The organism is Wolbachia endosymbiont (group A) of Pogonocherus hispidulus (assembly GCF_964028195.1).
Classification (GTDB): Bacteria; Pseudomonadota; Alphaproteobacteria; order Rickettsiales; family Anaplasmataceae; genus Wolbachia.
This window is the reverse complement of sequence record NZ_OZ034750.1, coordinates 311,262-336,261: the sequence shown is the minus strand read 5'-3', so window position 1 is coordinate 336,261 and position 25,000 is coordinate 311,262. Positions and strand designations below refer to the sequence as shown.

General features: G+C 37.1%; 19 protein-coding genes and 2 pseudogenes. 6 read left to right on the top strand and 15 right to left on the bottom strand.

Annotated features, from left to right (window positions below):
• Positions 1–3: 3 nt before the first annotated feature.
• Positions 4–1,863: a DNA mismatch repair endonuclease MutL gene (gene mutL / locus ABWU58_RS01595; protein ID WP_353283399.1), complete on the top strand. Its 1,860-nt coding sequence runs from the start codon at positions 4–6 to the stop codon at positions 1,861–1,863.
• Positions 1,864–2,690: 827 nt separating this feature from the next.
• On the opposite strand, the gene ABWU58_RS01590 is transcribed toward mutL, so the two are convergent.
• Positions 2,691–3,053, bottom strand: coding sequence for a hypothetical protein (locus ABWU58_RS01590; RefSeq protein ID WP_353283398.1), 363 nt, complete (start codon positions 3,051–3,053; stop codon positions 2,691–2,693).
• A gap of 302 nt (positions 3,054–3,355) precedes the next feature.
• Positions 3,356–3,532, bottom strand: coding sequence for a hypothetical protein (locus ABWU58_RS01585; protein ID WP_353283397.1), 177 nt, complete (start codon positions 3,530–3,532; stop codon positions 3,356–3,358).
• 109 nt (positions 3,533–3,641) lie between these two features.
• Between ABWU58_RS01585 and recJ the strand changes: the two genes are divergently transcribed.
• On the top strand, positions 3,642–5,381 hold the full coding sequence (gene recJ, locus ABWU58_RS01580; protein ID WP_353283396.1) for a single-stranded-DNA-specific exonuclease RecJ: 1,740 nt from the start codon (positions 3,642–3,644) through the stop codon (positions 5,379–5,381).
• Positions 5,382–5,399: 18 nt separating this feature from the next.
• Here the strand turns inward: recJ and ABWU58_RS01575 are convergent, their stop codons facing one another.
• On the bottom strand, positions 5,400–6,572 hold the full coding sequence (locus ABWU58_RS01575; RefSeq protein WP_353283395.1) for an NADH-quinone oxidoreductase subunit D: 1,173 nt from the start codon (positions 6,570–6,572) through the stop codon (positions 5,400–5,402).
• A gap of 540 nt (positions 6,573–7,112) precedes the next feature.
• Here ABWU58_RS01575 and ABWU58_RS01570 point away from each other — a divergent pair.
• The gene (locus ABWU58_RS01570) at positions 7,113–7,256 is read left to right on the top strand and encodes a hypothetical protein (RefSeq protein ID WP_353283394.1); all 144 of its coding nucleotides are present in this window, start codon (positions 7,113–7,115) and stop codon (positions 7,254–7,256) included.
• A 187-nt stretch (positions 7,257–7,443) separates the two neighbouring features.
• Here the strand turns inward: ABWU58_RS01570 and ABWU58_RS01560 are convergent, their stop codons facing one another.
• Together ABWU58_RS01560 and ABWU58_RS01555 are read right to left on the bottom strand one after the other, a co-directional pair.
• A complete protein-coding gene (locus ABWU58_RS01560) occupies positions 7,444–9,792 on the bottom strand; it encodes an ankyrin repeat domain-containing protein (protein WP_353283392.1) in 2,349 nt (782 codons plus the stop codon).
• A 62-nt stretch (positions 9,793–9,854) separates the two neighbouring features.
• A complete protein-coding gene (locus ABWU58_RS01555) occupies positions 9,855–11,030 on the bottom strand; it encodes a multidrug effflux MFS transporter (protein ID WP_353283686.1) in 1,176 nt (391 codons plus the stop codon).
• Between the two features lie 196 nt (positions 11,031–11,226).
• Between ABWU58_RS01555 and ABWU58_RS01550 the strand changes: the two genes are divergently transcribed.
• Complete coding sequence (locus ABWU58_RS01550) at positions 11,227–11,409, top strand: hypothetical protein (RefSeq protein WP_353283391.1); 183 nt, start codon at positions 11,227–11,229, stop codon at positions 11,407–11,409.
• A gap of 68 nt (positions 11,410–11,477) precedes the next feature.
• Here the strand turns inward: ABWU58_RS01550 and ABWU58_RS01545 are convergent, their stop codons facing one another.
• Positions 11,478–14,675: a glycoside hydrolase TIM-barrel-like domain-containing protein gene (locus ABWU58_RS01545; RefSeq protein ID WP_353283390.1), complete on the bottom strand. Its 3,198-nt coding sequence runs from the start codon at positions 14,673–14,675 to the stop codon at positions 11,478–11,480.
• Between the two features lie 326 nt (positions 14,676–15,001).
• Here ABWU58_RS01545 and ABWU58_RS01540 point away from each other — a divergent pair, with 326 nt between their 5' ends.
• Positions 15,002–15,520 (top strand): JAB domain-containing protein, encoded by a 519-nt coding sequence (locus ABWU58_RS01540; protein WP_353283389.1) that lies wholly within the window; start codon positions 15,002–15,004, stop codon positions 15,518–15,520.
• Positions 15,521–15,872: 352 nt separating this feature from the next.
• On the top strand, positions 15,873–17,564 hold the full coding sequence (locus ABWU58_RS01535) for a recombinase family protein (RefSeq protein ID WP_353283388.1): 1,692 nt from the start codon (positions 15,873–15,875) through the stop codon (positions 17,562–17,564).
• Here ABWU58_RS01535 and ABWU58_RS01530 read toward each other — a convergent pair.
• The 9 genes and pseudogenes from ABWU58_RS01530 to ABWU58_RS01490 all read right to left on the bottom strand — a co-directional run.
• Positions 17,507–17,632, bottom strand: a pseudogene (locus ABWU58_RS01530) (helix-turn-helix domain-containing protein); the annotation flags it as partial. The gene ABWU58_RS01535 and the pseudogene ABWU58_RS01530 overlap by 58 nt on opposite strands.
• 79 nt (positions 17,633–17,711) lie before the next feature.
• Positions 17,712–18,836, bottom strand: coding sequence for a hypothetical protein (locus ABWU58_RS01525; protein ID WP_353283387.1), 1,125 nt, complete (start codon positions 18,834–18,836; stop codon positions 17,712–17,714).
• 106 nt (positions 18,837–18,942) lie between these two features.
• Positions 18,943–19,365, bottom strand: a complete 423-nt coding sequence (locus ABWU58_RS01520; protein WP_353283386.1) for a phage major tail tube protein — start codon at positions 19,363–19,365, stop codon at positions 18,943–18,945.
• A gap of 14 nt (positions 19,366–19,379) precedes the next feature.
• Positions 19,380–20,537 (bottom strand): phage tail sheath subtilisin-like domain-containing protein, encoded by a 1,158-nt coding sequence (locus ABWU58_RS01515; protein ID WP_353283385.1) that lies wholly within the window; start codon positions 20,535–20,537, stop codon positions 19,380–19,382.
• A gap of 11 nt (positions 20,538–20,548) precedes the next feature.
• A complete protein-coding gene (locus tag ABWU58_RS01510) occupies positions 20,549–21,091 on the bottom strand; it encodes a hypothetical protein (protein ID WP_353283384.1) in 543 nt (180 codons plus the stop codon).
• A 6-nt stretch (positions 21,092–21,097) separates the two neighbouring features.
• Entirely contained in the window at positions 21,098–22,573 is a 1,476-nt protein-coding gene (locus ABWU58_RS01505; RefSeq protein WP_353283383.1) for a hypothetical protein, read from the bottom strand.
• A complete protein-coding gene (locus ABWU58_RS01500; RefSeq protein WP_015588504.1) occupies positions 22,570–22,755 on the bottom strand; it encodes a hypothetical protein in 186 nt (61 codons plus the stop codon). The genes ABWU58_RS01505 and ABWU58_RS01500 overlap by 4 nt, the downstream gene beginning before the upstream one ends.
• Positions 22,756–22,759: 4 nt before the next feature.
• Complete coding sequence (locus ABWU58_RS01495; RefSeq protein WP_353283382.1) at positions 22,760–23,947, bottom strand: hypothetical protein; 1,188 nt, start codon at positions 23,945–23,947, stop codon at positions 22,760–22,762.
• 13 nt (positions 23,948–23,960) lie between these two features.
• A pseudogene (locus ABWU58_RS01490) lies at positions 23,961–24,911 on the bottom strand (DUF4815 domain-containing protein); the annotation flags it as partial.
• Positions 24,912–25,000 lie beyond the last annotated feature (89 nt).

The window sequence follows — 25,000 nt, the reverse complement described above, 5'->3', positions numbered from 1 at the left end:
TCTATGGCAATAATTCTTTTAGACACAAAAACCATAAACCGTATAGCAGCGGGGGAGGTGATAGAAAGGCCAGCAAGTGTAGTAAAGGAATTAGTGGAAAATGCAATAGATGCTGGAAGTTTAGAAATAGAGATCAAAATAGAAAGTGGTGGGCGTAACCTTATTATTGTGACAGATGATGGTAACGGAGTAGAAAAAAACGATTTAGAACTTGCGTTTATGCGCCATGCTACTTCAAAATTAAGCGACAGTGAGTTGATAGAAATCAAGCATCTTGGCTTTAGAGGAGAAGCTCTGCCTTCAATTGCAGCAGTAAGTAGGATAAAATTATCGTCTAAGGCAAGAGAAGCAAGTGAAGCATGGTCTATAAGTTATGAGGGTGGAGAAAAGATGGGGGAGCTTATTCCCTACTCTTTATCACAAGGGACACATATTGAAGTACGAGATTTGTTTTTCGCTACCCCAAATAGACTAAAATTTCTAAAAACCGAAAGAGCAGAAACTCAAAGCATTGTTGATATTGTAAATAACCTAGCAATGATTAACTATCATATAGGGTTTACTCTCACTTCAGGTAATAAAAAGCTCTTAAAATACGCTAAGCAGACTTCGTTATTTCACAGATTGTGTGAAGTAGAAGAAGAATTTCAGGGCAATTCTTTGGAGGTCAATGAAGAAGAAGACGGCATTAAACTTACGGGACACATCTGTAAGCCGACCGTCAATCGTGGTAAGTCAACCCAGATCTATACATTTGTTAATGAAAGGCCAATTAAAGATAATCTACTTATTGGTGCAGTTAGGTATGCATATCATGATTTTATTCCAAGCGATAGATATCCTTTTGCAGCGTTACATTTAGAGATACCTTATGATCAAGTAGATGTAAATGTGCATCCAAATAAATCAGAAGTAAGGTTTCAGAATAAGAAGCTCATATATGAGATAGTGACAAGAGGATTAATCAAAGCATTGTCAAGAAGGATAGGCACCTTTGATGTCATTCCAGCTAGTGACCAGAAAACTACTAATACGATAGAGGGTTTTTTGAAAGGTTCATTATCAGATCCTTTTGATAAGTCTAATGTTCAAAAAGAATTTTACGAAAGGAGGCCAAGCCCTTTTGAAAATCAACTAATAAAAGAATTTGCTTCTCCAAATGAAAAAGCAAAAGGCTTATCAGAACAGTCAAAATCGTTTGATTATACCGGCATACAGAAATTCCCATCACAAACGGAGACTATGGTTCTAGAAAAAAAGGTGTTAGAGCAAGTTGATTTGATAGAGAGCCACCCACTCGGGTTTGCACGCTGTCAGGTCTATAATACTTACATTATTGCCGAGGTAAGAGACAAATTGATTATAGTTGATCAGCATGCAGCCCACGAGAGATTAGTATATGAATGCTTAAAACAAAAATCAAGTATAAAAAGACAAAAACTACTTCTTCCTGAAACGGTTGAAATCAAAAATCAAGCTGGAATGGAGATGATTGAAATCTATAAAGATAAGTTATTTGAAATGGGTTTTGATATTGAAATCAAACCAGAAAATAAAGTGATAGTAAAAGAAATCCCTGCAATTTTGGGAGCAATAGATGTAAAAGAGATGCTAATTAATATAGTCGATAGATTAACGGAAATAGAAGATACATTGCCAGTAGAAGATAAAGTGAACAAAATATTGGCAACTATCGCTTGTCATGGATCAATTAGAGCAGGCAGGAAAATGAGGTTAGAGGAGATGAATGAGTTGTTAAGACAAATGGAAAAAACCCCATATTCCGGGCAATGCAACCACGGAAGACCAACTTATATAGAAATGAAATTGAGTGATATTGAAAAACTGTTTGAGCGCAGGTAATGAGGTTGCCATAAATATGTAAGTGCTCCTTCCTCGTCATCCAAGTAGCATGGAAATGCAAAAATCACTTGACAAACTCCGCCAGCCCCCTTATCATGAAACTGAAGGTATTCAGTTATCTTCATCTGTGCAGATTAAACAGCAAGAAAACAACGTAGTTGGCGTCTTATTTTTAATTTTTTGCACTATGTGCACCTTATGTCTTCACAATATTTCTAGGTTTTTACCTACACAAGCTGAAACGCGCTTATAAGTCGTTTAAGACAGTATAGTACGCCAATTTGCAGGATTAGGAAATGAACACTAATTACCACGGGGTTTCTTTTGCCTTTTTTTCTGCTTAGTAAATTTCTTAAACATTTAAGCTAAGGTTAGTTGCACTTAAAAGCAGCTAAATTGCAGTGTTTAAGACTTAAAAAACGCCAATACTGAAAATAGACAATGGCTAGGGCTTCTTTTGCCTTTTTTTTCACTTGGTAAATTTCTTAAATATTTATGGCTAAACGACAACCGTCATACCGCTACTTGTTAGCGGCTGAGATACCGCGGCGGTATGACGGTTCGCGGTGGTATGACGATAACCTCGTCATCCCGCTACTTGTTAGCGGGATCTAGAGATACCGCGGCAGTTGTAAGTTAAAAATATGTTATAAAAGAAACAAGAGGGAAGATAACTCTACTCACTATAGGAATAGCGGGCGTGTACGACCGACCATACGCGTCAAGTTAAGGGAAAGTAGCATAAGGAAAAAGAAAAGTGGTAAAAATTGTCCTCTTGCTAGCCTCCAGTCTTGTTTGGTAGAAGTCATAGTTTTAAATCCTCCTGATTAAGTTTTATCGCTATATAAATATTTTCTAATATCTTCTTCAGCATCCAACTTATCTTCTGTTGATGGTACCCCGAGACCGCGTTTCTCTTTGCTTCCAGCTTTTGGTATATATACTCTTTTCACTGGTTGCAGTTGATATTGCTTCCTCTTCATACTATCCACCAGAGTTCTAAGCTTCTCTTCGAGATTTTCTCCATACGCTTCTATTGTCACCTGGTCTATACCACATGCCTTGTTATGCTTTAGTTCTTTATAACATTCAGCAAGATTCTCTGCGTTTATCAGATGAATTAACGATGTAAATTTCAATCGTTTATCTTGCCTGGCTCTTACTGCTATCTGTTTTAGTTTTCCTTGCACGTTATTCCAACCTCTGTTGTATTGGCATAGCAATCCCTAAACCAGTCACTATATTGCTGACCGCTTCCCCTTGTATGTGACACTCTGAGTACTATCAGTCAGTCCGACTTCCTTTGCATCTTCCGTCAGTCCTCGCCTTTGTTCCAACGTACCTTAATAGGAATGCAAAGGATCTCCCAAGTTTACGAAAACTCCATCTCAACACATGATACGGCCTCAGATCCCGATAGAGTGAGTGATAACTTGCCTTATTGTTACCCTTCTTGCTGTCTTCCACTACATGAAAAGTGTCGACCTCTATTTCATCGAGAATTTCGGGACTCATTACCTTCACTTTCGTTGTACCCTGCGTTGTCCATTCCACTAGCTTTACTACGCTCGTTACCTTGCGCAGCATAGTGGTTTGTTCCAGGCTGCTGGCTAGGCTTTGCCTGGATTTTCACCAACTGGACTTTACGCACTTTGCTTGGCGCACTCATGACATCATCCTTGTATCTTTTTTCTGCTTAGTTTAGGTTATGCAGAAGTCTAATACAATTATAGAACAAACTTAAAAGTTCTGGTAAAGTAGTTTTATTTACAAAGAATATGCTACTTGAAATTGAAAAGCGCAGCATAACAAATGCATTGTGGAAGTTGCAAGAAGCAGATCAAAGGGAAATCTTAACTCTTATACAGAGATTTGAGTTACCAGAAGTACTAGCAAGAATATTAGTTACTCGTGGTGTTAATATAGAAAATGCAAGCGACTTCTTATATCCACTAATCAGATCGCTATTACCAGATCCCTTTCACCTTCTTGATATGGATAAAGCTGTTTCTCGTATAATACGGGCAATAAAAAATAATGAAAACATTGCAATATTTGGTGACTATGATGTTGATGGTGCAACGTCGTCAGCATTGATTAACAGGTACCTGAGAGCAATCGATATACACTCTATAATCTACATTCCAGATCGTGTTGATGAGGGCTATGGATTAAACACAGATGCTTTATTACAACTTAAAAAAAACGGGATCGATTTATGTATTTCCGTTGATTGCGGTACGCTTGCATATCAACCAATAGAAGATGCAAAGGTCTTTGGTCTTGATATTATAGTTGTCGATCATCATCTTGGTACGGAAAAGTTACCAAGCGCCATAGCAGTTGTTAACCCAAACCGCCTTGATGAAAGCTCTCCTTATACTAACCTTGCAGCAGTTGGAGTGTCATTTCTGCTGATTATTGCTCTTAATAAAAGCCTACGTGAGCAAGGATTTTTTACCAACAAAAAAGAACCAGATTTATTTGATCTGCTGGATTTAGTTGCCCTGGGAACTGTCTGTGATGTTATGCAGATTACAGGCCTCAATAGAGCATTTGTCTCACAAGGATTAAAAGTTATGTCAGCAAGAAAAAACGTTGGCTTACGTGTTTTATTTGATGCTTTGGGGATCCTTGAAAAACCAAGTGTTTCACGATTAGGGTTTAGTATTGGGCCATGCATAAATGCTGGAGGAAGAATTGGAGAAGCATCGCTCGGTGCAAGGTTGCTTTCCACCGATGATGATGAAGAGGCACATTCAATCGCGCTAAAATTAATAGATTTGAATAATGCAAGGAAAGTGTTAGAAAATGAGGCTCTCTTGGAAGCTACAGCACAAGCGGAAAAGTCTACCCAATCAGGTGCGAATTTTATAATGATAAGCGGCAACTGGCACCAGGGAATAATTGGTATAATTGCATCAAGGCTAAAGGAGCAGTTTCACTTGCCAACAGTAGTGATATCTTTAAATAACGGAATAGGAAAAGCAAGCTGTAGATCAATTTTGGGAGTTGATATCGGTGCTGCAGTCCTTTCCGCAAAGTTTATAAATTTGATTATTGAAGGTGGTGGCCATAGTATGGCGGCAGGATTTTCAATTAAAGAAGACAAAATAAATGATTTGCATGATTTTTTTACTGAAAGATTTTCAAACTCTATAAATGAGAAAACTTTAAAAGCTGATAGTATAGTAACTGCTAAAGCAATAAACTTATCTCTGTGGAACCAACTGCAACGCTTGGGACCATTTGGAGTTGGGAATCATGAACCAAGGTTTATCATTCAGGGAGCAAAGATAAGAAAGCCTGAAGTTATAGGAGTTGACCATATAAAATGTTTTATTGCTGATGATAATGTTATGATAAGAGCTATTGCATTTCGCTCTGCAAATACTCACCTTGGCTCTGCTATCATGCAGGGTAATGTTAAAGCCATTTTGGGTAAAATCTCTATGAATTACTGGAATGGCAATGAATTTGTACAATTTTTAATAGAAGATGTATTGACCATTAGTTGAGTTACTATTTTACAATAATTACCTATCAATCTCACCAAAAACTATATCGAGTGAGCCAATAATTGCTGCAACGTCGGCAAGCATGTGTCCTTTTGCCATAAAATCCAAAGCTTGTAAATGTGCAAAGCCAGGTGCTCTTATTCGGCATCTATAAGGTCTATTGGTACCATCTGAAACTATATACACTCCAAACTCACCTTTTGGTGCCTCAACAGCTGTGTAAGCTTCACCTTTTGGTACGTGATATCCTTCTGAGTAAAGTTTAAAATGGTGAATCAGAGCTTCCATAGATTTTTTCATCTCTGCTCTTGGCGGTGGAGAAATTTTTCTATCTTCAGTTTTTATTGGGCCTCCAGGCATTTTCTCTATACACTGCTTCACCAAGCTAACAGACTGCCTAATCTCTGCCATTCTAACTAGATAACGGTCATAACAATCGCCATTTTGGCCAATAGGTATATCAAAATCTAGCTGATCATATATTTCATATGGCTGGCTTTTTCGCAAATCCCAAGCAAGCCCAGCAGCACGCAGCATTGGTCCACTAAAGCCCCAGTCAAGTGCCTGTTTAATTGATATTTCACTGATTCCTACAGTGCGTTGCTTCCATATCCTATTTTCTGTTAAAAGTTCATCAACATCGTCTATATACTTTGGAAATTGCTCTATAAACTTTGCAATATCCTCAATCAAGCCTTCTGGAACATCTGCTGCAACTCCACCTGGTCTGATGTAAGCTGCGTGAAACCTTGCGCCTGAAGCTCTTTCGTAAAATTCCAGTATTTTTTCTCTTTCTTCAAAGAGCCATAAAAGAGGGGTCATTGCTCCAACATCAAGCGCTTGAGAAGAAACGTTCAGTAAATGATTTAGTATTCTTGTCAGTTCACAAAACAAGACACGTAAATACTTTGCCCTGATCGGAATTTCGCATTGCAACAATTTCTCTACACATAGTGAATACGCATGCTCTTGTGACATTGGTGACACATAGTCAAGGCGATCAAAATATGGCAAGGCCTGAAGATACGTTTTATGTTCTATTAATTTTTCAGTACCGCGGTGCAAAAGCCCAATATGAGGATCAGCTCTCTCAACCACTTCGCCGTCCATCTCTAAAACAAGGCGCAACACTCCATGTGCAGCTGGGTGCTGAGGGCCAAAATTTAACATCATTGTCTTTAGATCGGGCATGTTTGACAGTTTAAGATATTGAAATTGTATAGGCTAAAGTGCGCTCAAAGTCAATAGACTTCTTGCATAGGTCACAACTGTCATTCAATAGAAACGAAAAAACTTCCTTGACAAACTCCGCCAGTCCCCTTATCATGAAACTGAAGCTATTTATTTATCTTCTCTGTACAGATTAAATGACAAAAAAACTCACGTATCTGGCGTCTCATGTTTAATTTTTTGCACTATGTGCACCTTATGTCTTATCAAACTTCTACCTACATAAGCTGAAACGCGCTTATAAAGCGTTTAAAACATAAAAAAACGCCAACTTAAAAAATGGATAGTGAATAACTAGCTACCCTAGGGTTTCTTTTGCCTTTTTTTCTGTTTAGTAAATTTCTTAACGTTTATAATTTAGATTAGTTGCGGTTTAAAAGCAACTGAATCGCGGTTATTAAGTGTTTAGAATAAAAAAACGCCATACTTGAAAGTATAATGTAAGTAATTAGCCAACCACGGGGCTTCTTTTGCCTTTTTTTTCGTTTGGTAAATTTCTTAATGTTTGTGGCTAAAGATTGCACGAATGTTGCAATTACAAAAGTGATTTCTACTAGGAGGATGTCATCCCAGTGCCCAGACACTGGCTTATTACCTGGTATAAAGTTAAGTTTTCTGGATTCCAGTGTCTGGGCACTGGGATGACACCGTCATAAAGGAACCAGTGTCTGGGCACTGCCCTCTTGGATGGAAACCAGTGTCAGCTACTTTCATGACATCATCATAAAGTAAAATGAGATCCCAGTGTCACGCACTGGGATGACAGGAGAAGGAGGCTACTTAGAGAGGATGTCATTCCAGCGCGTGACGCTGGAATCTAGTAAACCTTTAGCTATATTATGTCATTGTCTCCTGAATCACTTGGTGATTCTAATACAACTGGTTGGTCAGATTCAGATGATGATTGTGTTGGCTCATCAGACCCAAACAACCATGAAAAAACCCCACCAAAAAATGATGCAATTAATGAAAAAGGCTTCATAAGTATACTAAACAAACTACCAAAAAAAGAGCTCGGCTGTTCTTCTGTTTGTGTAGGAACAACAGGCTGTGCACTTCCGGTTTTTACATCAGTTCCTTGTCCTGCACTGGTGGTGTTGATTTTTTCCTCTTCTTTGTTATTGTCTGAATCTTGTCCTATAATATCTGATTCTGGTTGAGCATTACCTTCTTGTTTTTCTTTCTGTTGTGTACCAGCATCTTCTTCTTGATCCCCTTCACTATCTTTCGATGGCTCATCAACTGAACCATCGTCAGGTTTTTCTGCGGCTTTTTTTAATAGAGCTTTTATTTCTTCTGTTTTAGCTAAATCAAAAGGAGTTTTCCCATCTTTATCTTTTACATTAATATTTGCCCCTTCATCCAATAGGGCTTTTACTACATCTTTATTGCCATTTACAGCAGCCAAATGTAAAGCAGTCCTTCCATCCTTATCTTGTATGTTAACATCTTTTGAGTATTCTATTAGAATTTCTACCACTTCTGTTTTATTAAGTAAAGCAGCCAAATGTAAGGGAGTATTTCCATCCTCATCTACTATATCAACATTTGCTCCTATAGATGGATTATCACCAAGTAGCCCTTGTAATAGACTTTGTAACAGCGTTTCTACCTCCTGCGCATTACCATTTTTGACAACTGAGCACAAAGCTTCGATGTTTTTTCGTGCTTGTTCTAGAACTTTTACTACCTCGTTGTAATTATTTTGACGAGCAAGATCTAAAGGAGCATTGTTTTTGTTATCTTTTGCATAAACATTAATTCCTTCTCTTTTTATTAGAGCACTTACTATCTTTGTATGACCATTTGCAGCAGCCAAATGTAAAGGAGTACTTCCATCTTTATCTTGTGTGTTAACACTTGTTCCTATAGTTATTAGACGTTTTACTTCAGTAATATCACCATTTTTAGCAGCCTCAAGTAAAGCAGCATTTTTTAGTAGAGCGTATGTTTCATCATTTAAATTAGTGAATCCACGTGCTTTATTAACATCTGCTCCTCCGTCTATTAGAGCTTTTACTACATCTACACGAACGTATTCAACAGCCAAATATAGAGGAGTCTCTCCCTTATCATTTTTTGCATTAACATCTGCTCCTTTTCCTAACAGAGTGTTTACTATATCCGTATAGCCCTTTTCAGCAGCCCAATGTAAAAGAGTCCTTCCATCTTCATCTGCCAGATCAACATCTGTCAACTTATTTAATAGAAGCTGCACTATATCTTTGTGTTGATTCTCAATAGCAAAATCTAAAGGAGTTTTTCCATCTTTGTCTGCTATGTTAATATTGATCCCTTTTGCTTCTGAAAGAACTTTTGCTACATCTACATGACTGTATTTAAGAGCTAAATATAGAGGAGTCTCTCCCCTATCATTTCTTGCATTAACCTCTGCTTTTTTACCTAACAGAGTGTTTACTATCTCTACATAGCCCTTTTCAGCAGCCCAATGCAAAGTAGTTTTTCCAAGATTATCTTTTGCTGAAACACTAATCTTTTCTGCTGTTAGTAGCGCTTTTACTACACCTTCATGGCCATTTTGAGCAGCCAAATATAATGCCCAAAAAAATTCATTAACATCGATTTGTTCTGCTGTTAGTAGCGCTTTTACTACACCTTCATGACCATTTTTAGCAGCAAAACGTAATTCCTCAGAAAGAGTTTTAACATCTATTTCTTTTTCTTTTGTTAATAACACTTTTACTACACCTTCATGGTCATTTCTAGCAGCAGAACGTAATGCCTGAGGATATGTATTAACATCAATTTCTTTTGCTGTTAATAGCACTTCTACCACACCTTCATGGCCATTTTGAGCAGCCAGCCATAAAGAAGTCATTCCTTTAAAACTTTCTACTGCATTAACACCTGCTCCTTTATTTAATAGAATTTCTACTATATCTTTATGGCCATTTTGAGCAGCAAAAAGTAAAGGAGTCATATTAAAAAATGCTTCTGCATTAACATTTGCTTTTGCTTCTATTAGAGCATTTACTATATCCTTATAGCCATTTTGAGCAGCCCCATGTAAAGGAGTTTTTCCATATTGATCTGTTGCATTAACATCTGCTCCTTCACTTATTAGACGTTTTACTTCATCAATATTACCCTCTTTAGCAGCCTGAAATAAATCAGCATTTATATCTTCATTATCTTCATTATCTTCATTTACATTACTCATCCCACACCTCTCTGTAAAAAAAACTATATTGTTATGATAAAGGCGTTAATAATTCATGAACTCTATGTTCCTGGATCACGCAAATAATGCCCGTGTTTTTCAGTACATTTGAGCCGGCTGTACATAAGAATTGCAATTGTAGAGCATGCTATTGTTAATAGTAAATTTGGTAAAATACCATAGCGAAAAAATTTTCCTACTATATATATTCCAATAGCCCCAAACATCATATTGCAGAAGGAGAGGACTGCACTACCAAGCCCTATACCTTTGATCGTTTCTAAAGCAGAAGTTACGTTATTGCTGATTATTAATGCAAGCCCAATATTGGCTGGAATCCAGGCAACTTGAAGAATTAATATATTTAACTTGTCCGCGAAATAAAAATATACCAATAAACTATCGGATATTATCGGTAACACCAAACCTATTATTAGCATTTTGCTCACCCCTACTTTTGGTACATACCTTCTATTAATTAAAGTTCCAATTATGTAAAATATGACTATGATCGATATGAGGTAGCCAAAATACTGTACTTCAATGCCCATTGATTCAAATATGAACGGGTAGTTAGCAACATATGCCCAAAGCCACATGAAAGTTAATCCATGAATGGCTGAAAACCCAAGGAAACGATAATTTCTAAATATTGATATATATTGCTTGAAGATATTAGTAATTATACTGGTTTCATTTTTATTCACAGTGAGTGTTTCTTGTAACTTAAAGTAAATAAAAATAAGCATAGCAATTGCCGCAAGTGACATAATAAAAAACAAAAATTTCCAACTATACCCATGTGAAATTATATAACCGCCCACCACTGGAGCTATTCCAGGTGAGGGTGCCACTACCATATTTAACTTTGAAATTACTCTCGAGTATTCACTACCCGAGTACATATCCCTTATTGCTGCATACCCAACAACACCTGCAACACCAGCCCCTGCTCCTTGTATGAAGCGAATTAGTATCAAGAGCGCAATACTGTCGGCTATATAACACATGATACTTGCCAAAGTAAAAATTGTCATACCAATCAGCATCATTGGACGCCTACCATAATGGTCTGACAATGGCCCATAAATTAATCCAGATACCGCAAATCCAACGAGATTCAAGCTAATTGTAAGCTGCACTACACTGCCTTCTACTTTAAAATAATTGGCAATGCTTGGTAGTGCAACTGAGTATAGGTCTGTTGCCATATCGACAATTGCTACAGACAATATCATAATAAGAGAGATGATATTTTGCGAAAGAGCTGTTTTCACTTAATGATTTACTGGATTAAATATAATTAATTATAATATATTTTTTTCATTAGTATATTAATTTAACTACTGAAATTAAGGGTAGCTATTCGAGAAAAAGCCTGTGAAGGTTCTATCCAGTAGGGTAGTGCCCAGACACTGGGATCTAGTCTTTATTATGCATGCAGCCACTTATTTAAAGTTAAATTTTCTGGATCCAAGTAGTCAGGGCACTGGGATGACAGGAGAAGGAGGCTACTTGGATGACGAGAAAGGAGCTACTTGGATGACATCCTCCCTTATGGATTCAAATCACAATGTTCGTACAGTTGTGTGCTTTGACACTGGAATCTTAAGCTAAAATCATAAAAAGCCTGAATTTCAATATCTTATCTTCAATTATTCAAGTTTAAGTTTAAATACTGAGCATCAATTGTTCAGGACCTTTGCCTCCGTGTTATCTAATGAATCACCATAAGTCACTGCTTTAAGGAAAAGTTGTTTTCCTGGTTGCACTTCGAAAGATATTATTGAATCATCAAGTAGAACAAATTTTTCACCTGTGGCATCTTTAGTGCCTTTTTGTCCTCTGGTAAGATCACTCAATTTGTATTTATTTTTATCTATGAGTTCAGCATTCTGGAATTTCACTATCTCTTTTCCGATTAATGCTGAATTTGAATCGATAATTCCTAGCAGCTTACCAAAACGTAATACTATTACAAGCCCCTCATCGGTAGATTCCATTACATATCCGTAAGTAGACTGCTTATTTGTGCTTGCGATAGGCTTATAATCCTTATCGTTGTACGAAATAAAGAGTGTTGCTCCTTTCCAATTCTTTTCCTCATTAATTAAAGTAAAGCTTGCGCTATTACCTTTAACATGCGGTAAATCTATCATTTCTACGATGGTTTTGCTGATGTGAGAAGGAGGGTATTCCTTCAGCATAAGTGACCTTGTTGAAGGAAAAGAAAGCTTATATATAGAGTGATCATAACCAACGCCAATTACTTGAATGGACATGCTTTCAAATTTTGTTTTTATAATTCTCACCGTATGCTTTTTCTCACCGTCTAAAATCGTTATGACATCACTTGGCGCAAGCCACGCATATTTTATCGGCAGCTTGAAATTGTATATATTTCTCTCTTGCCACGAAGAATAAAGTAAAACCTCAGCTATATTTTGCGCCTCCCCCTCCTCCATAATGAGCGGTATTTCAACTGTTATAGCAGTGCCTTGCTTTGGCAACTTAGCATATTTAACATCAATTGGATAGCCAAAATTGCGATTAAAATAAACGACGTTAACTTTATTGTTTAAATCCAGCTGACTAATATTAACAAGTTGCATCGACTTTGAACTGTTATTGAAAACCATTTCACCAATTGGTATTCCAGTCGTAACTGCCCTGCCCTTTTGGATAAATTTCAGTTTAGAGTCCTGTTCAACCACATCAAAAAAATAGCAACTTTGCAGCATTTTAATAATAGAACGTACGGGTTGCTGGTCGTTTATCACATATCCAGACAATAACCCTTTGACGCCACCTGTATCAAACTGATCGCTCTTTAAACCTGCTTTTTGTAATAGATCCGATAAAACATCGGAAATATTAAGCTGTAAAAGCTTTCCCTGAATCCAATGTCCTGTCTGCCAGTTATGGCAGTCAGCCCACACATCACATAAATTGGGAAAGTAAGGAAATGGCCTTGCATCCCATGCCCAGAGAAACATTTTTTCTACCATTTCTGAGCTTTGCCACTTCTTTAGCGTTCCTTCAATTGCAATTTTCTGTGAAAGAAAGCTTACCTCTCCGTTTGAATATCGTGGATATTTGCTCTCTATGCTGCCTTTGTCAACAAACACATTTGGCTCATTAGTGCAGCCGTTCATACTGGGAAATCCATACTCGGTAAACCATATTTTTTTCATTTTTGGTTGCCATTTTGTTTTACTACCACCGGGGTTTATGTGAGCTTCACTCCACCATTTCTCTATATTTTTCCACGCATACCTGCTGTCGTTATACTTTACTTTTTCAGGCTCAATCTTTGAGTAATCATAGAAATAATCATACCCCACTCCACTGCTCCAACCACCCATTACATCTTCCGCGGAATAACCAAAAGGAGGCTCTGGACCATCAGTCAGTGGAAAATAAGCATCTATGCCAACAACGTCGATGAACTGTGAAGACCACAGTTCATCCATATTATACCAACCATCATATGAATGGTATTCGCTCCAATCTGCGGCGTAGGTAACTGTTACTTCTTTTCCAAGATCAAGTTTTATTCGCTTTGCAAGCTTAACTAGCTCTATAACGGCAGGGTAATTACCTTGTTCATCTCTAATTTTGGTAAGCCGCACAAGTTCAGAACCGATGATAAACCCTTCCACTTTAGTTTGTTTGGCAATGCTTGCATAATGCTCTATAAATTTGTTATATTGATTCTCAAAAAAATCACTTATATCCCCAGGAGTCCCGCTCAATTTTCCTCGCCACTCTTTGTTCTTTGTGTCAAGCAAGGGCATTGGATAGAGCATCACCTTGTAGCCTCTGCTGCGTAACTCTTCTATATATCTTATCAACGCTGCATCACTAACTGTGCCACCATACCTTGGGTTTCCACTCGCATCTTTTGAAATTAGCTGAGCATTATCTCTGGTTACACCCCCTACTTGCCAATCATCAGGTAATATTGCGGAATCATCTTGAAATTCAACTGCAGGGTATATTTTACAATCTTTAATGTTCAGATCATTCACAAACCAATTGACTACTACCGATACCCACTCAACATTTGGTAAATCTCCCTTTAATTGATCCAAAGAAAGCACTGCATCGCTCTTTTTAGTGTGGTTGTTATGATTTACCCTTTGTGCCAGCCCATATGGGATATATTGGTTGCTGCTTATTTTCTCTTGCGCGATTTTCTTCTGTATTTTTGTATCATATACAAACTCTCCTGAGCCTGGTATTATATTGATATTCTGAATATTTTCTACTACTGAAAATCCGCTAGGCTTTAATATAGTCTGCACTTCAAATGTGAATACCGGAACGCGGTTATTATAGTCTGCTAAAGGAAAATTCTTGATGACTATGTAAGATATTCCCCTATAAGCCGGCACACCTTCGATTGACGACATAAATGGATCAGGATTTTGGTCTTCTGTACCGCGGTAAAAAGTATAATCTATTTCATCAAAGCTAAGTGATGTTGTATCTGCCCAGATTCTGTTTAATTTTTCTACTTTCCCCTTGCAGATCGCAATTGCAAGCGTTGCATAGTAATTATATGTAACGTTCATACCTCTTCCAATTTTACTTTTGGTGGTTATCGCCTCTTCTTTTATTGGCTGTGACCAAATAATGTTCCCTGCAACACGAGCAGTACCATAGATAATTGGGATCGTTCTACCGTAGGTTGAGGTTTGCACTTGCAGATTTTTTAGTCTCGCCCCATGCGTTACTTTTTGCTCGGCATCAAGGCCGAACATTGCCCCATCTAGCTGTGCACCAAGAAGAGCACCGAGTTCTGAGCCGATAATCTGGCCAATTGGACCAAAAATGCTGCCGACTTGACCAAAAATTGATGATAAAACTATTGTAGACATGATAATCCTCCTTTTTGATAGATTTTTTTGAAATTGTTGAGCTGTAAGTACAGCAAATGGTGTCATTCCAGCGCGTGACGCTGGAATCTAGTACCTCATTCTCTTGTCATCCCAGTGCCTTTTTCTCCTGTCATCCAAGTAGCTGACGCACAGCTGTACGAACATTGCAATTAGCAGGTAATTTGCGTAACAGACGGTGTCATCCCAGTGCCCAAGCAACAAGGACAACATTGCAAATTTAGAGTTCAAAAGGGTTATTCCTCGAGAACTGCTGCGTCAGAAAGCTGGCGTTGAATTTGTATATAATGTTGATCTTGGAGGTTTTTATGAATAATAGTGAGAGAAGAGAGAAATTAGAAACTCGTATTCTATCAAGCAGAGGTAGATCTTTGCTTGACCATGAGCTACTGGAGAATAATCTATCTGCGTGTACAGAAGGAAGAGAAGTTGCCAAAAGGCTAATGGAGCTCTTTAGTAGTTTAGGAAGGGTAATTAATGCTGATTTTCATGAACTAAAAAATGTTACAGGAATGGACGATGGAGCAATAGCAAGTATCTTTTGCCTGAAAGAGATTTTTGATAGGATATTAAAAGGTAAGCTGAAAAAGCTGTCGATTCTTGATAACAGAGAGGAGCTATTAAAATACTTTAAAGCAGCAATAGGGCAGTCAAGAAAGGAAAGCTTACGAGTGGTATACTTAGATCGAAGTGGTCATTTAATATATGAGTATATTCAAGATTGTGGAACTATAGATAGAGTACCTCTATATGTGAGGGAAATAATAAAGCAAGGGTTACTGATTGACGCAGCATCTGTTGCAATTTCACACGATCAACCACCTTAATACCCCATTCAACAACCAAAAAGAGATTACAGTTACAGATCCAACTCATCCGCTATTTGGCAGAACTTTTCCTATATCCTTTATCAGTTCAAGAGCCCATTGTAGTAGTAATGTATTTGTTATTCATCGTAATAACATAATTCTGCGTATCCCGTTTCTTGCTACCAACTTAGCCAGTAAGCAAGATTTTCTCACAAGTAAATTAACATGGGATTCATTATACGAATTTGTTTCTTTAGCAAAGGAGTATAAATTATGCCATGTAAACCAAATAGAGTGTGGAAAAAAATGCCGCAATGTCTCAAATCAGAAATTTTAGAAAACATATTATTAGTGTCCAAAGAGGTCATCCATGAATACATCAGAGCTAATTACAGCACAACATTTAACACGCGAAGCGATAATTTACATAAGACAATCAACACCTCATCAAGCACTGAGCAATCAAGAAAGTTTGGAGTTACAGTATGCGCTGAAACAAAGAGCTATTGATCTTGGGTGGAAAGCTGATAATATTGTTGTTATTGATAATGATCTCGGCTTAACAGGTGCTAGTGCTGAAAAGCGTGAAGGGTATAAAGAGATTCTCGCTAAAGTCACTTTATCAAAGGTAGGGATTATCCTATCCTACGATGTGACTCGTTTGTCACGTAATTGTTCTGATTGGTATCCGTTATTGGATATATGTGGCTATAAACAGTGTTTGATAGCTGATCGGGATGGTGTGTATGACCCTGGTACTATTAATGGTCGGTTGTTACTTGGTCTGAAAGGACAGCTTGCTGAAATGGAGTTATCTACTATAAGAGCCAGACTAAATGCTGGACTAGTAAATAAGGCAACCAGAGGAGATTTAGCCTTATCTCTTCCAGTGGGTTTCGTTCGTAACATTGATGATTCCGTGAGTAAGGATCCTAACCTTGAAGTTCAGCAGCATATTAAGCTTGTTTTTGACACTTTTCTAGAAAAACGAACAGCAGCACAAGTTGTAAGGTATTTTAACAATAACCAACTTACCATTCCTAGGTATGACAATTTTAAAGAAGTGCATTGGAAAAAACCAACTTTTGACGCAATTATCTCAATGCTCAAAAACCCTGCTTATGCTGGAGCATTTGCTTATGGTCGTTCTTGTACTACGCGTCACAAACTATCTTCTGCTAATAAAACAACAAAAAGACTACCAATGGAAGAATGGAAAGTTCTAATTAAAGATAAATACCCAGCTTACATAGATTGGGAAACCTTTACAAAGATTCAGATCATACTTAAAGATAATCATGCGGATTACCGTCGCTGTAGAACACGTGGAATAGCTAGACCAGGTGCAGCATTATTACATGGAATAATCTATTGTGGAGAATGTGGACACAAAATGATAGTACAGTATAAAGGAGGAAATCATTATAAATGCAGTTACCAACATCAACGTGATCTTTCCCCTTCATGTCAGTTTTTACCTGCTGATATTATTGATAATGAAGTAATTCCTAAATTTTTTGCAGCACTTAGTCAAATTGAGCTAGATGCTTATACTAAGGCTATTAACTCGCAGCTACAATCTGAACAAGAAATTAATAAAGCTCATTTACAACAATTAGAACGCTTAAGATACCAAGTAAGATTGGCAGAACGACAATTTAATCAAGTTGATCCTGACAATCGTCTTGTAGCTGCAGAACTTGAAAGACGTTGGGAACAGGCATTGAATGAACTCAAGCAAGCGGAAATTACATTTGAACGTCAGTATCCAAGTAAACCTACTCCTCAATTATCCGAGGAACTGAAAACAATATTTTTAGATGTAGGTAAGAAACTACCAGAAATTTGGCATAAGTCAGTTCTGTCACGTCAGCAAAGAAAATCTTTTGTTCGTTGTCTGATTGATAAGGTAGTAGCACACCGAATCATGCGTGATTGCTTGCAGATACGTATTGTATGGCATGGTAGAGAAACTACCACTTTCCATGCTCCTATTCCAGTAAGCTCCTTTTGCAATATCACCCAGTATTTTACACCAATTTTCTCTGCTAAATCTTTCTGAGTGTACCCTCGCTCTAACCTCCAGCTTTTTAATTTTTCTCCCACTTTATAATCTAGACTTTTTTCCACAAAAAGAACCTTGCATATAATATTTTCTATTATAGCTCAAAGGCTCCAGATATAATAGCCAGACTCTGGAACCTTTAAATTAAAGTGCCCTACAAGTTTCTTTACTATTTTCACGTACTTTGTCTACCCATGAAAACAATTTTTCACTTACTTCCTTCTGCTTTTCACTCCATATGCCACATCTAGTGAAACTACCTTTCTCTACTGCTTCTTTAAGTTTTACTCCCCCGAAAAGGCAATTTTTTCCAATTTCTTCCCCTATTTGTTGTAATTCAGCCCACATTTCCTTGTTTTCTACTCTGACTTGTACTTGATCATATTTTTTTACATCATGGCACAATATGATATTAAGCTTACCAGTGCTCGTAGGAAATTCTAATACAATAGAGCCTCCACCTGATACATCAACGTAATTTCTTGTACCTCCCTTCTCGCTTTTAACCTCAACTGCATCATTACCAATTTTTAAAATATTACTTCCTAACTTTCTGTTTGCTTCTAGTATTTTGGCTACTTCTATCTTACTATTTTCAGAGAACTCTATATACGATGTTGTATTGTCTATCTCGATATCTATTAATTCTCCTTCTTGAACAGCACTTTCGCCAGCTTTTTCCAGTTCTTCTAGTTGCCTATCTATCTGTGGCTGAACTTCTGGCTGTAGCTCATTATAGATTTCACCTATCAATTTATTCTCCAATAAAGTATCATGAAACTCTGCACCGCTTAGCATTAATTTACGTATTAGCTTTTTACGATCAACCTTATCAAATTTATGAAAATGTGTACCTAATACTACATACTCTGCGAAACTCCATTCCCCATCATTACATGCATTTAGCCTTGCTCCAGCAGCTAGTGCTTCGTCTACAACCTTGTGCAGTTCATTTGGACTTTTTGCTCTTACCACAGCACTTTTAAGCCAGCTCAACTTTTCTGCACTTGGCTTTATTTTTTGCAAAGCTGAAGCAAATGGATTTAAATCTTCTGCTTGATCATTTAAAGGTTTTGTTCCATAAACATAGTCAAGGCTTTTCCCGTAGTTGATTTGAATGTTTCTGCTAGGGGAAGTCTCCCGGTTTATCTCCTTCTGGTGATTAATTTTACTCACAAATTTAGACTGCTCTATATCAACGCTTTCAAGAGCACCAAATATTTTCTTGTGATTAACATTAGTCTTTTTATTCTGATCTTTACTAGTCATATAAACCTCATATTAAAAATACTTTTTAAGTGTACAATAAACTTTGTTATTATACATTCTATTACTCATTATAAATTATAGTGAGTAGATTTGCAAATACTTTCTGCTATAACAATCCGTTTTCTCTAAAACTAAAATAGCCACTACTTGTGATGATAATATGATCAAATAATCTAACGCTTACAGTACTACATGCTGCTGCTAAGCTCTTCGTTACTGCTTGATCTTCTTCTGATGGTTCTAAACTTCCTCCAGGATGGTTATGTAATCCTCCCCGTAAAGTAAGAGAAACAGCATTATTGTTTATCAATCCGAAAAGTCTAAAGAGCTCAGAGTCATATTCAGAAAAAGTGAAATCTGCTTCAAGCTTTTCCATGCCCATATCAATATTTATTGGAATATCCATACCACCAGCTCTGTATTCTTCTGTTTTTATGGTAAGTTTTGGCAAGGTTACTTCATCTATTTTTCCTGCATAACCACGACCATCAACAAATACGTTAAAATTCTTTAGGATCTTTGGTAGCATCTCTCTTTCTCCTTTTACAATATTGCGCCACTCACAAGGTGTGACCTGAAAGTAATCTGTTCAGCTGGATATGGTGGCGTGAACTCAAAATCAAAAGACACTTTTCCGCTTGCAATATTTGTTGGTGTATTGAGCTCTGGAGTTGCATAACACTTTCCGCTAATAATCGCCCCTTGCGCTTTTAAATTTGCAAGATAAGAATTTACCCCCTCAATCACATCATCTATATAAGTTTTGGTAATATTGCGATCAACTGCCCATAAATGAGCTCGAAGTAGACTATCGTTGATTAAATCTGCAGTCCTTCTCACTGACAGAAAAGCCCATTTTGAGTCATTTGAACATGTTCTATTTCCCCAAAGCCTATAGCCATTTTGATGAATTATCGTTGTTACTTCATTTTCATTTAAGTGGTTTGCTCTACAATTTGTATTACCGAGCGTAAAATCAATAGGCCTGCTTGTGCCAACAATACCGTTTATTTCTTTATTTGAAGGTGAATGCCAAAATCCTTGTTCGCTATCTACTTTCGCTATTAAACCAGCTACAAATGGGCTAGACGGCAAAATTTCTTCTTTTCCTTCAATAAACACCTTAACCCATGGGTCAACAACGTAAACTCTTGAGCTACCTACACTTTTTCTCCATTTTATGGCTTCTTCATCATTGGTATTTGGTCCATCTGCAACTATTATTGCCCTTAGCTTTTCTGCTACTCCTATCAAAGCTGCTACTACTGGGTTTTTAGGATTTTCAGATTCAGGCAATTGATGAGTAAACTGAGGTGCAATTAGTATTCTTGGGGCAACATGTATTATGCTTTCACTGCTGAGGAATGCTTGAATTCCCTGATATTTTCCAGTCTCTTCATCAACTCCACCAATTATATTTTGAATAGCTTCACTTTCTTCAACTCGAATAACTACTACTGTTGCACCAATTTGGGAAAATATTCCGTTTATTGCAGAAGGTAGTGTTCCACTTTTCCCAAGCTTTGCTGCTTCCTTTAAGCTTCCTGCTATTAATACTGGACTATTGAGTGGAAATTTTTGCTCATCAGCTTCAGGGGCAGTACCAATTACACCTATCACTGATGATTTAGCTGTACGTACTGATCTTGCTCCTGAGGTTACCTCAATAACCTTTACTCCGTGTAAAAATTCTTCTGGCATTTCTTCCCTTTTTAACTTTCTTGCATTTTTTTCCTGAAATCATCGAGCAAAGTCTGTAGCTCTTCTTCACTTTTGACTTCTTTAATTTTCTTCTTGGCGATGTCTTCCAATTCTTCACATTTCATTATTTCTTTTACTGCTTTTTTTGCCTTCTCTTGAATTATTTTTGCCATCTCTACTACTGAAATTCCTCTCACTCTTGCTAAAGGCTCTATAATTGCTGCATCTTTTTTATTTATAGATTCTGGTGCTGCTAGAATGTTTTTTGCGGCTTCTGCTTGAATCTCATAAGATTTAGCTTTTTGGTGAGAATTCCCTGCATATTGGTTAATATAGCTATCATAATAAAAACGCATACTATCAAATGCACAAAGCTTCGCATTATCCAGCAACTCCTTAGTACACTGAGCAATTTCTCCTCCTTCTGTTAAACAATAACTTTTTTGCCAGTCGAAATTCTTTGGTGCTTCATACCAATCATTCCCAGTTGGCTTATTTTCAAGTACTGTTACTTCTATCTGTTTGTTATTTTCAAATCTAATATAAATTGGCATTCTTTGCTACCTCCAGAGCTCATAAGTTTCAGATAATCCTGGACATTGCCAAGCCTTTAGTGTTCTCTCTACATCCACCTCAAGCCCTGTGGTTAGAAAATTGCTACGTATGTTATATATTCCCCACTGGATAAATTGACCATAGTTGTATACATAATTTGATGCAAGCATACCTTGACTGACTTGTGTTCTGGAACATAGGTAAGATGATGTGTAAAGTAATGTTGCAACTGTTTTTCCTGCTGGAATTTCCACATTACCAGATCCAGCTAACTTGCTATCAGAACTCGTGTATTGGTAAACATTTTTCCATATTATTCTTGAAATTCTTGATTTATTAGAATTGGTATTATCTGGTGTTCCCACAAATAGTCCTGCACCCCCATACTCCGTACTAGAGTATGATGATCCAACAAATTCTATTGTTTTATTTATGTTCATATTCGTTGTATTTTTTATAAATACTACTCCAAGTGCAGCATATGGGTAATAGTATATCTCATCATAACTACCCGAAAAACTTTTTGTGCATAACTCTCCGTAAATAAATGTTCCTTTACTTCCCTCTATAAAACTTAGTTGTCTTGGCCGATAAAAACTAACGTAATCTGTATCGTATGTATGGCTACCTGCTAGTAATTGCAACATATAGTCGGTTTTTGTTATATCACTACTCCACCTTCCAAGCTCTGTTGTAAAAGTTCCGTGGCCAAAGTAATTATTTTTTCTGCCAAGTACACCAAATAAGAAAGGTAATGACCCTGGTTCAACCATATTGCGCTTTCTTATTTCTTGTGTAAGCGACACTTTCAGCTCATCATCTCTAGTTTTTATCTCGTTTATAAGGGATGTTTTTAATTGGTTATCATGAGTTTCTATTTCCCTAATAATTGATGAGCCAGATGGTACATTATTAACAGCACGAAAATCTTCTACTAAACCTTTAAGACCATCTTTATGACTATTACTAATGCTATTTATTGCTGCAATATTGGCATTCTTTCTCGTATCAAGTAGCGATATATGTGAATCTGATGATGCTTTTAAAGTATTTAAGGAATTATCCCTAAGCTTGTTGATTTCATTAACAGACTCTGTTTTTACTGCAGTTATTGCTGATATTGAGTTTGTTTTATTGCTGTTTATATCATTTAGGTGTTTTTTTGCACTATCAAGAAGTTCTTTTAGCTTACCATCAGTCATCTGCACAATTTCAGAAACCGCACTTTTGTCGACTATTGATTCCAATGCTTTAGCAAGATATGCAAGCTGATCTGGTGTACTATTTGCTGCTAAATCCTTAAGTCTTTTTTGTAGTGCATCAATTATTCCTTTTACTTCAGTCATTTGCACAATGTCAGAAATAGCTTTTTTATCTGCTATCAATTCCAGTGATTTTGCAAGATATGCCAGTTGATCAGGTGTGCTACTTACTGCTAAATCCTTTATCCTTTGGTGTAATACTTCTATTGCTTCTTTCATTCCCAAAAATTTAAAAAAGTTTCAAAGTTAAACCGCTCAAAATTACTCTTAAGTTCATTTTCTCTCTCACTCATATCTTCATCTATTTTTTCTATCGCTTTGCGAATACGTACTACATCTTCCACTGCAATATTCTCTGGGTGTGGCAAAGGATATCCTCTGCTTGTTTTATCATCTGACATTCTGCTACGTGACAATGATTCGTAGATTTTTGACTTTTGGCCGATAGACAACTGTTCCACTTAAAACCAATTTTATCCTTGTCTCATTGGCGTTAAAGTTTGATAGCACATGAGTTCTCTCTACCCAATTTTCCCCTATTGGTTTTCCTGATGTTAAATTTACTAATTGCCATCCTTTGGCGCTTTGTTCTACATATGCTTTTACATCTGCAGTGCCAGGTATTAGCGCATCATACGTTATGGTAATTTTAGTGTTAGCTCCTGCTGTAATGCTTCTTGTAACATAATCTCCAGACTCTGAAAGATTACCTAGAACTAGCTGTAACCCAGGATAGAGAACAGGACTTCTTTCTTTTGACCCTTTTAAATTTGCCTTTACTGTTAACTCTCCAGATAGTCTTTCACGCAGCGCGAGCGGCAAGTTATCAGATAGAAAATTTTCTTTTCCCTCTTCATCTATTAAGATAAATTCTACATTGGTATCAAATGCTACTTTTTCGACGTTTGTCAAAACAATTAAATCTGAAGTATTGGTTGCTGTAACTTTGCCAAGATCAATAACGTGAGAATTTTCGCTAAATTTTGCAGCTAGTAGTCGAAACGTTAAATCTAAATTTTGATGTGGAGTCCAGGTGCTTGCATTGCTAGATGAAAGTAATACTCCTACTTGATATGGCTGACTTGTTACCCAACGGCTATTTACTGCATCATATTTGCCAAGCTCTGCTACCTTTATTTCAGTACAAGGATCATCAGTAAGCAGTACTATTGCATACTCTTGTCCTGCATGGCAAAACACTGGTGGCCATTCTATACGTGTTGCTGTGCCATCTACTTTTATATCTTTCGGCTCAATATAACTTTCAGCAATGACAGTTTGCGAGGGCATTCCCACTGCTGTTTCTCTAATCTGCACAACAACACGTTTTTTGCCTTTATTTACAAACCATAGCTCCACGCCTTCTATGTGCCTACTTTCATTTAGAGTAAATGTTTGCGCTAAAGGATCAACTCTTCTTGCTGCGATAACTCTTCTTCTTTCCTCTATGGTAATTGTTTTTTTACCAGTATACGTTGCTTCTCCATAGCTTCCTTTATCCCCGTAAAACTGTACTAATTTAGTACCTGCTGGAATATTTGCTGGGATTTTTATCTTTCCCTTTAATTTTCCCTGGTTGTTAGTTGTGAGCATATTTTTTTACCTCTTATGCAGTAGGCTGAATGACAACACCATCAAACTTTACCTCCTTAAGCCTTTCACCTGGCTCAAAACCTTCAATTTCAAAATTCTGTACTGCTTCTCTCATAAATTCAGCTTCATATGAAGTACTTGACATCAGCTCTGTTGTTTCTTTAACATTAAATGCTCTGGTTATTGGACTTTTCCAATTCGTGGTAACCTCCGTCCAGTGGTCTATATTTTTATTTAGAGTAATTTGTGCCGGAACTGGATCAAAAGCTTGATACGGATTAATTCTTTCTCCTTTAGTCTGTAAGAGCTGTTCTAGTACCGGCTCAAGTTCATACGGCAACAAATGAGGTTCTTTACCTCTTTCAACATCAATAATTTCCACATCTATAGGTAAAATTAATTCCTTGTTTACTATCGCTGCAGACTGCGAAATTCCTTGATCACGCATATCATCATCAAAGAATGAATCAACAAATACTCCTTTTTTGGTGGTAGGTTCTCTTGAATTTGCATCATTGCGTAAACGCTCCTGTGCAACAAGTGCATAAAGATCATTTATTCCTTTTTTCATTGCTTCAAGCTCATTCATCGGTACAGCATGAATAGCATTATTCACTATTTTTACCCCTTCGCCTTTTTTCCACGTCTGATGAATGTAGCAGAGCAAAAGTTGTCCAGAAGGTGCTTTAGGCATCGATGGTCGCCAAGGGTGAGCTATGCCTTTTATCCTTCTTATTGCGCCTTTTGCATCTATAGTAATTAAATCAAAGCGGGGCATTTTCCAGGTGTAATCAATCAGAACCAAGCTGTTATCAACGGCACCTCTTACTTTACATCCCTCTTCACTTATATCTTCAGGGCTTACATGAGTGCGACAGCGGTAAGTGATTTGATAACTACTTCCAGGAGCTGGTTCTTTGCCAGGTAATGACCAATCAACATTTCCTGCATTTAACTTATAGTCTTATATGTTAAAAATAGGTTTTTATAAGTACTACAAAGTAGTAATGTAAAGACATACAGAGAAGAGGAACCGTGTCCAGTCTTGGTCAT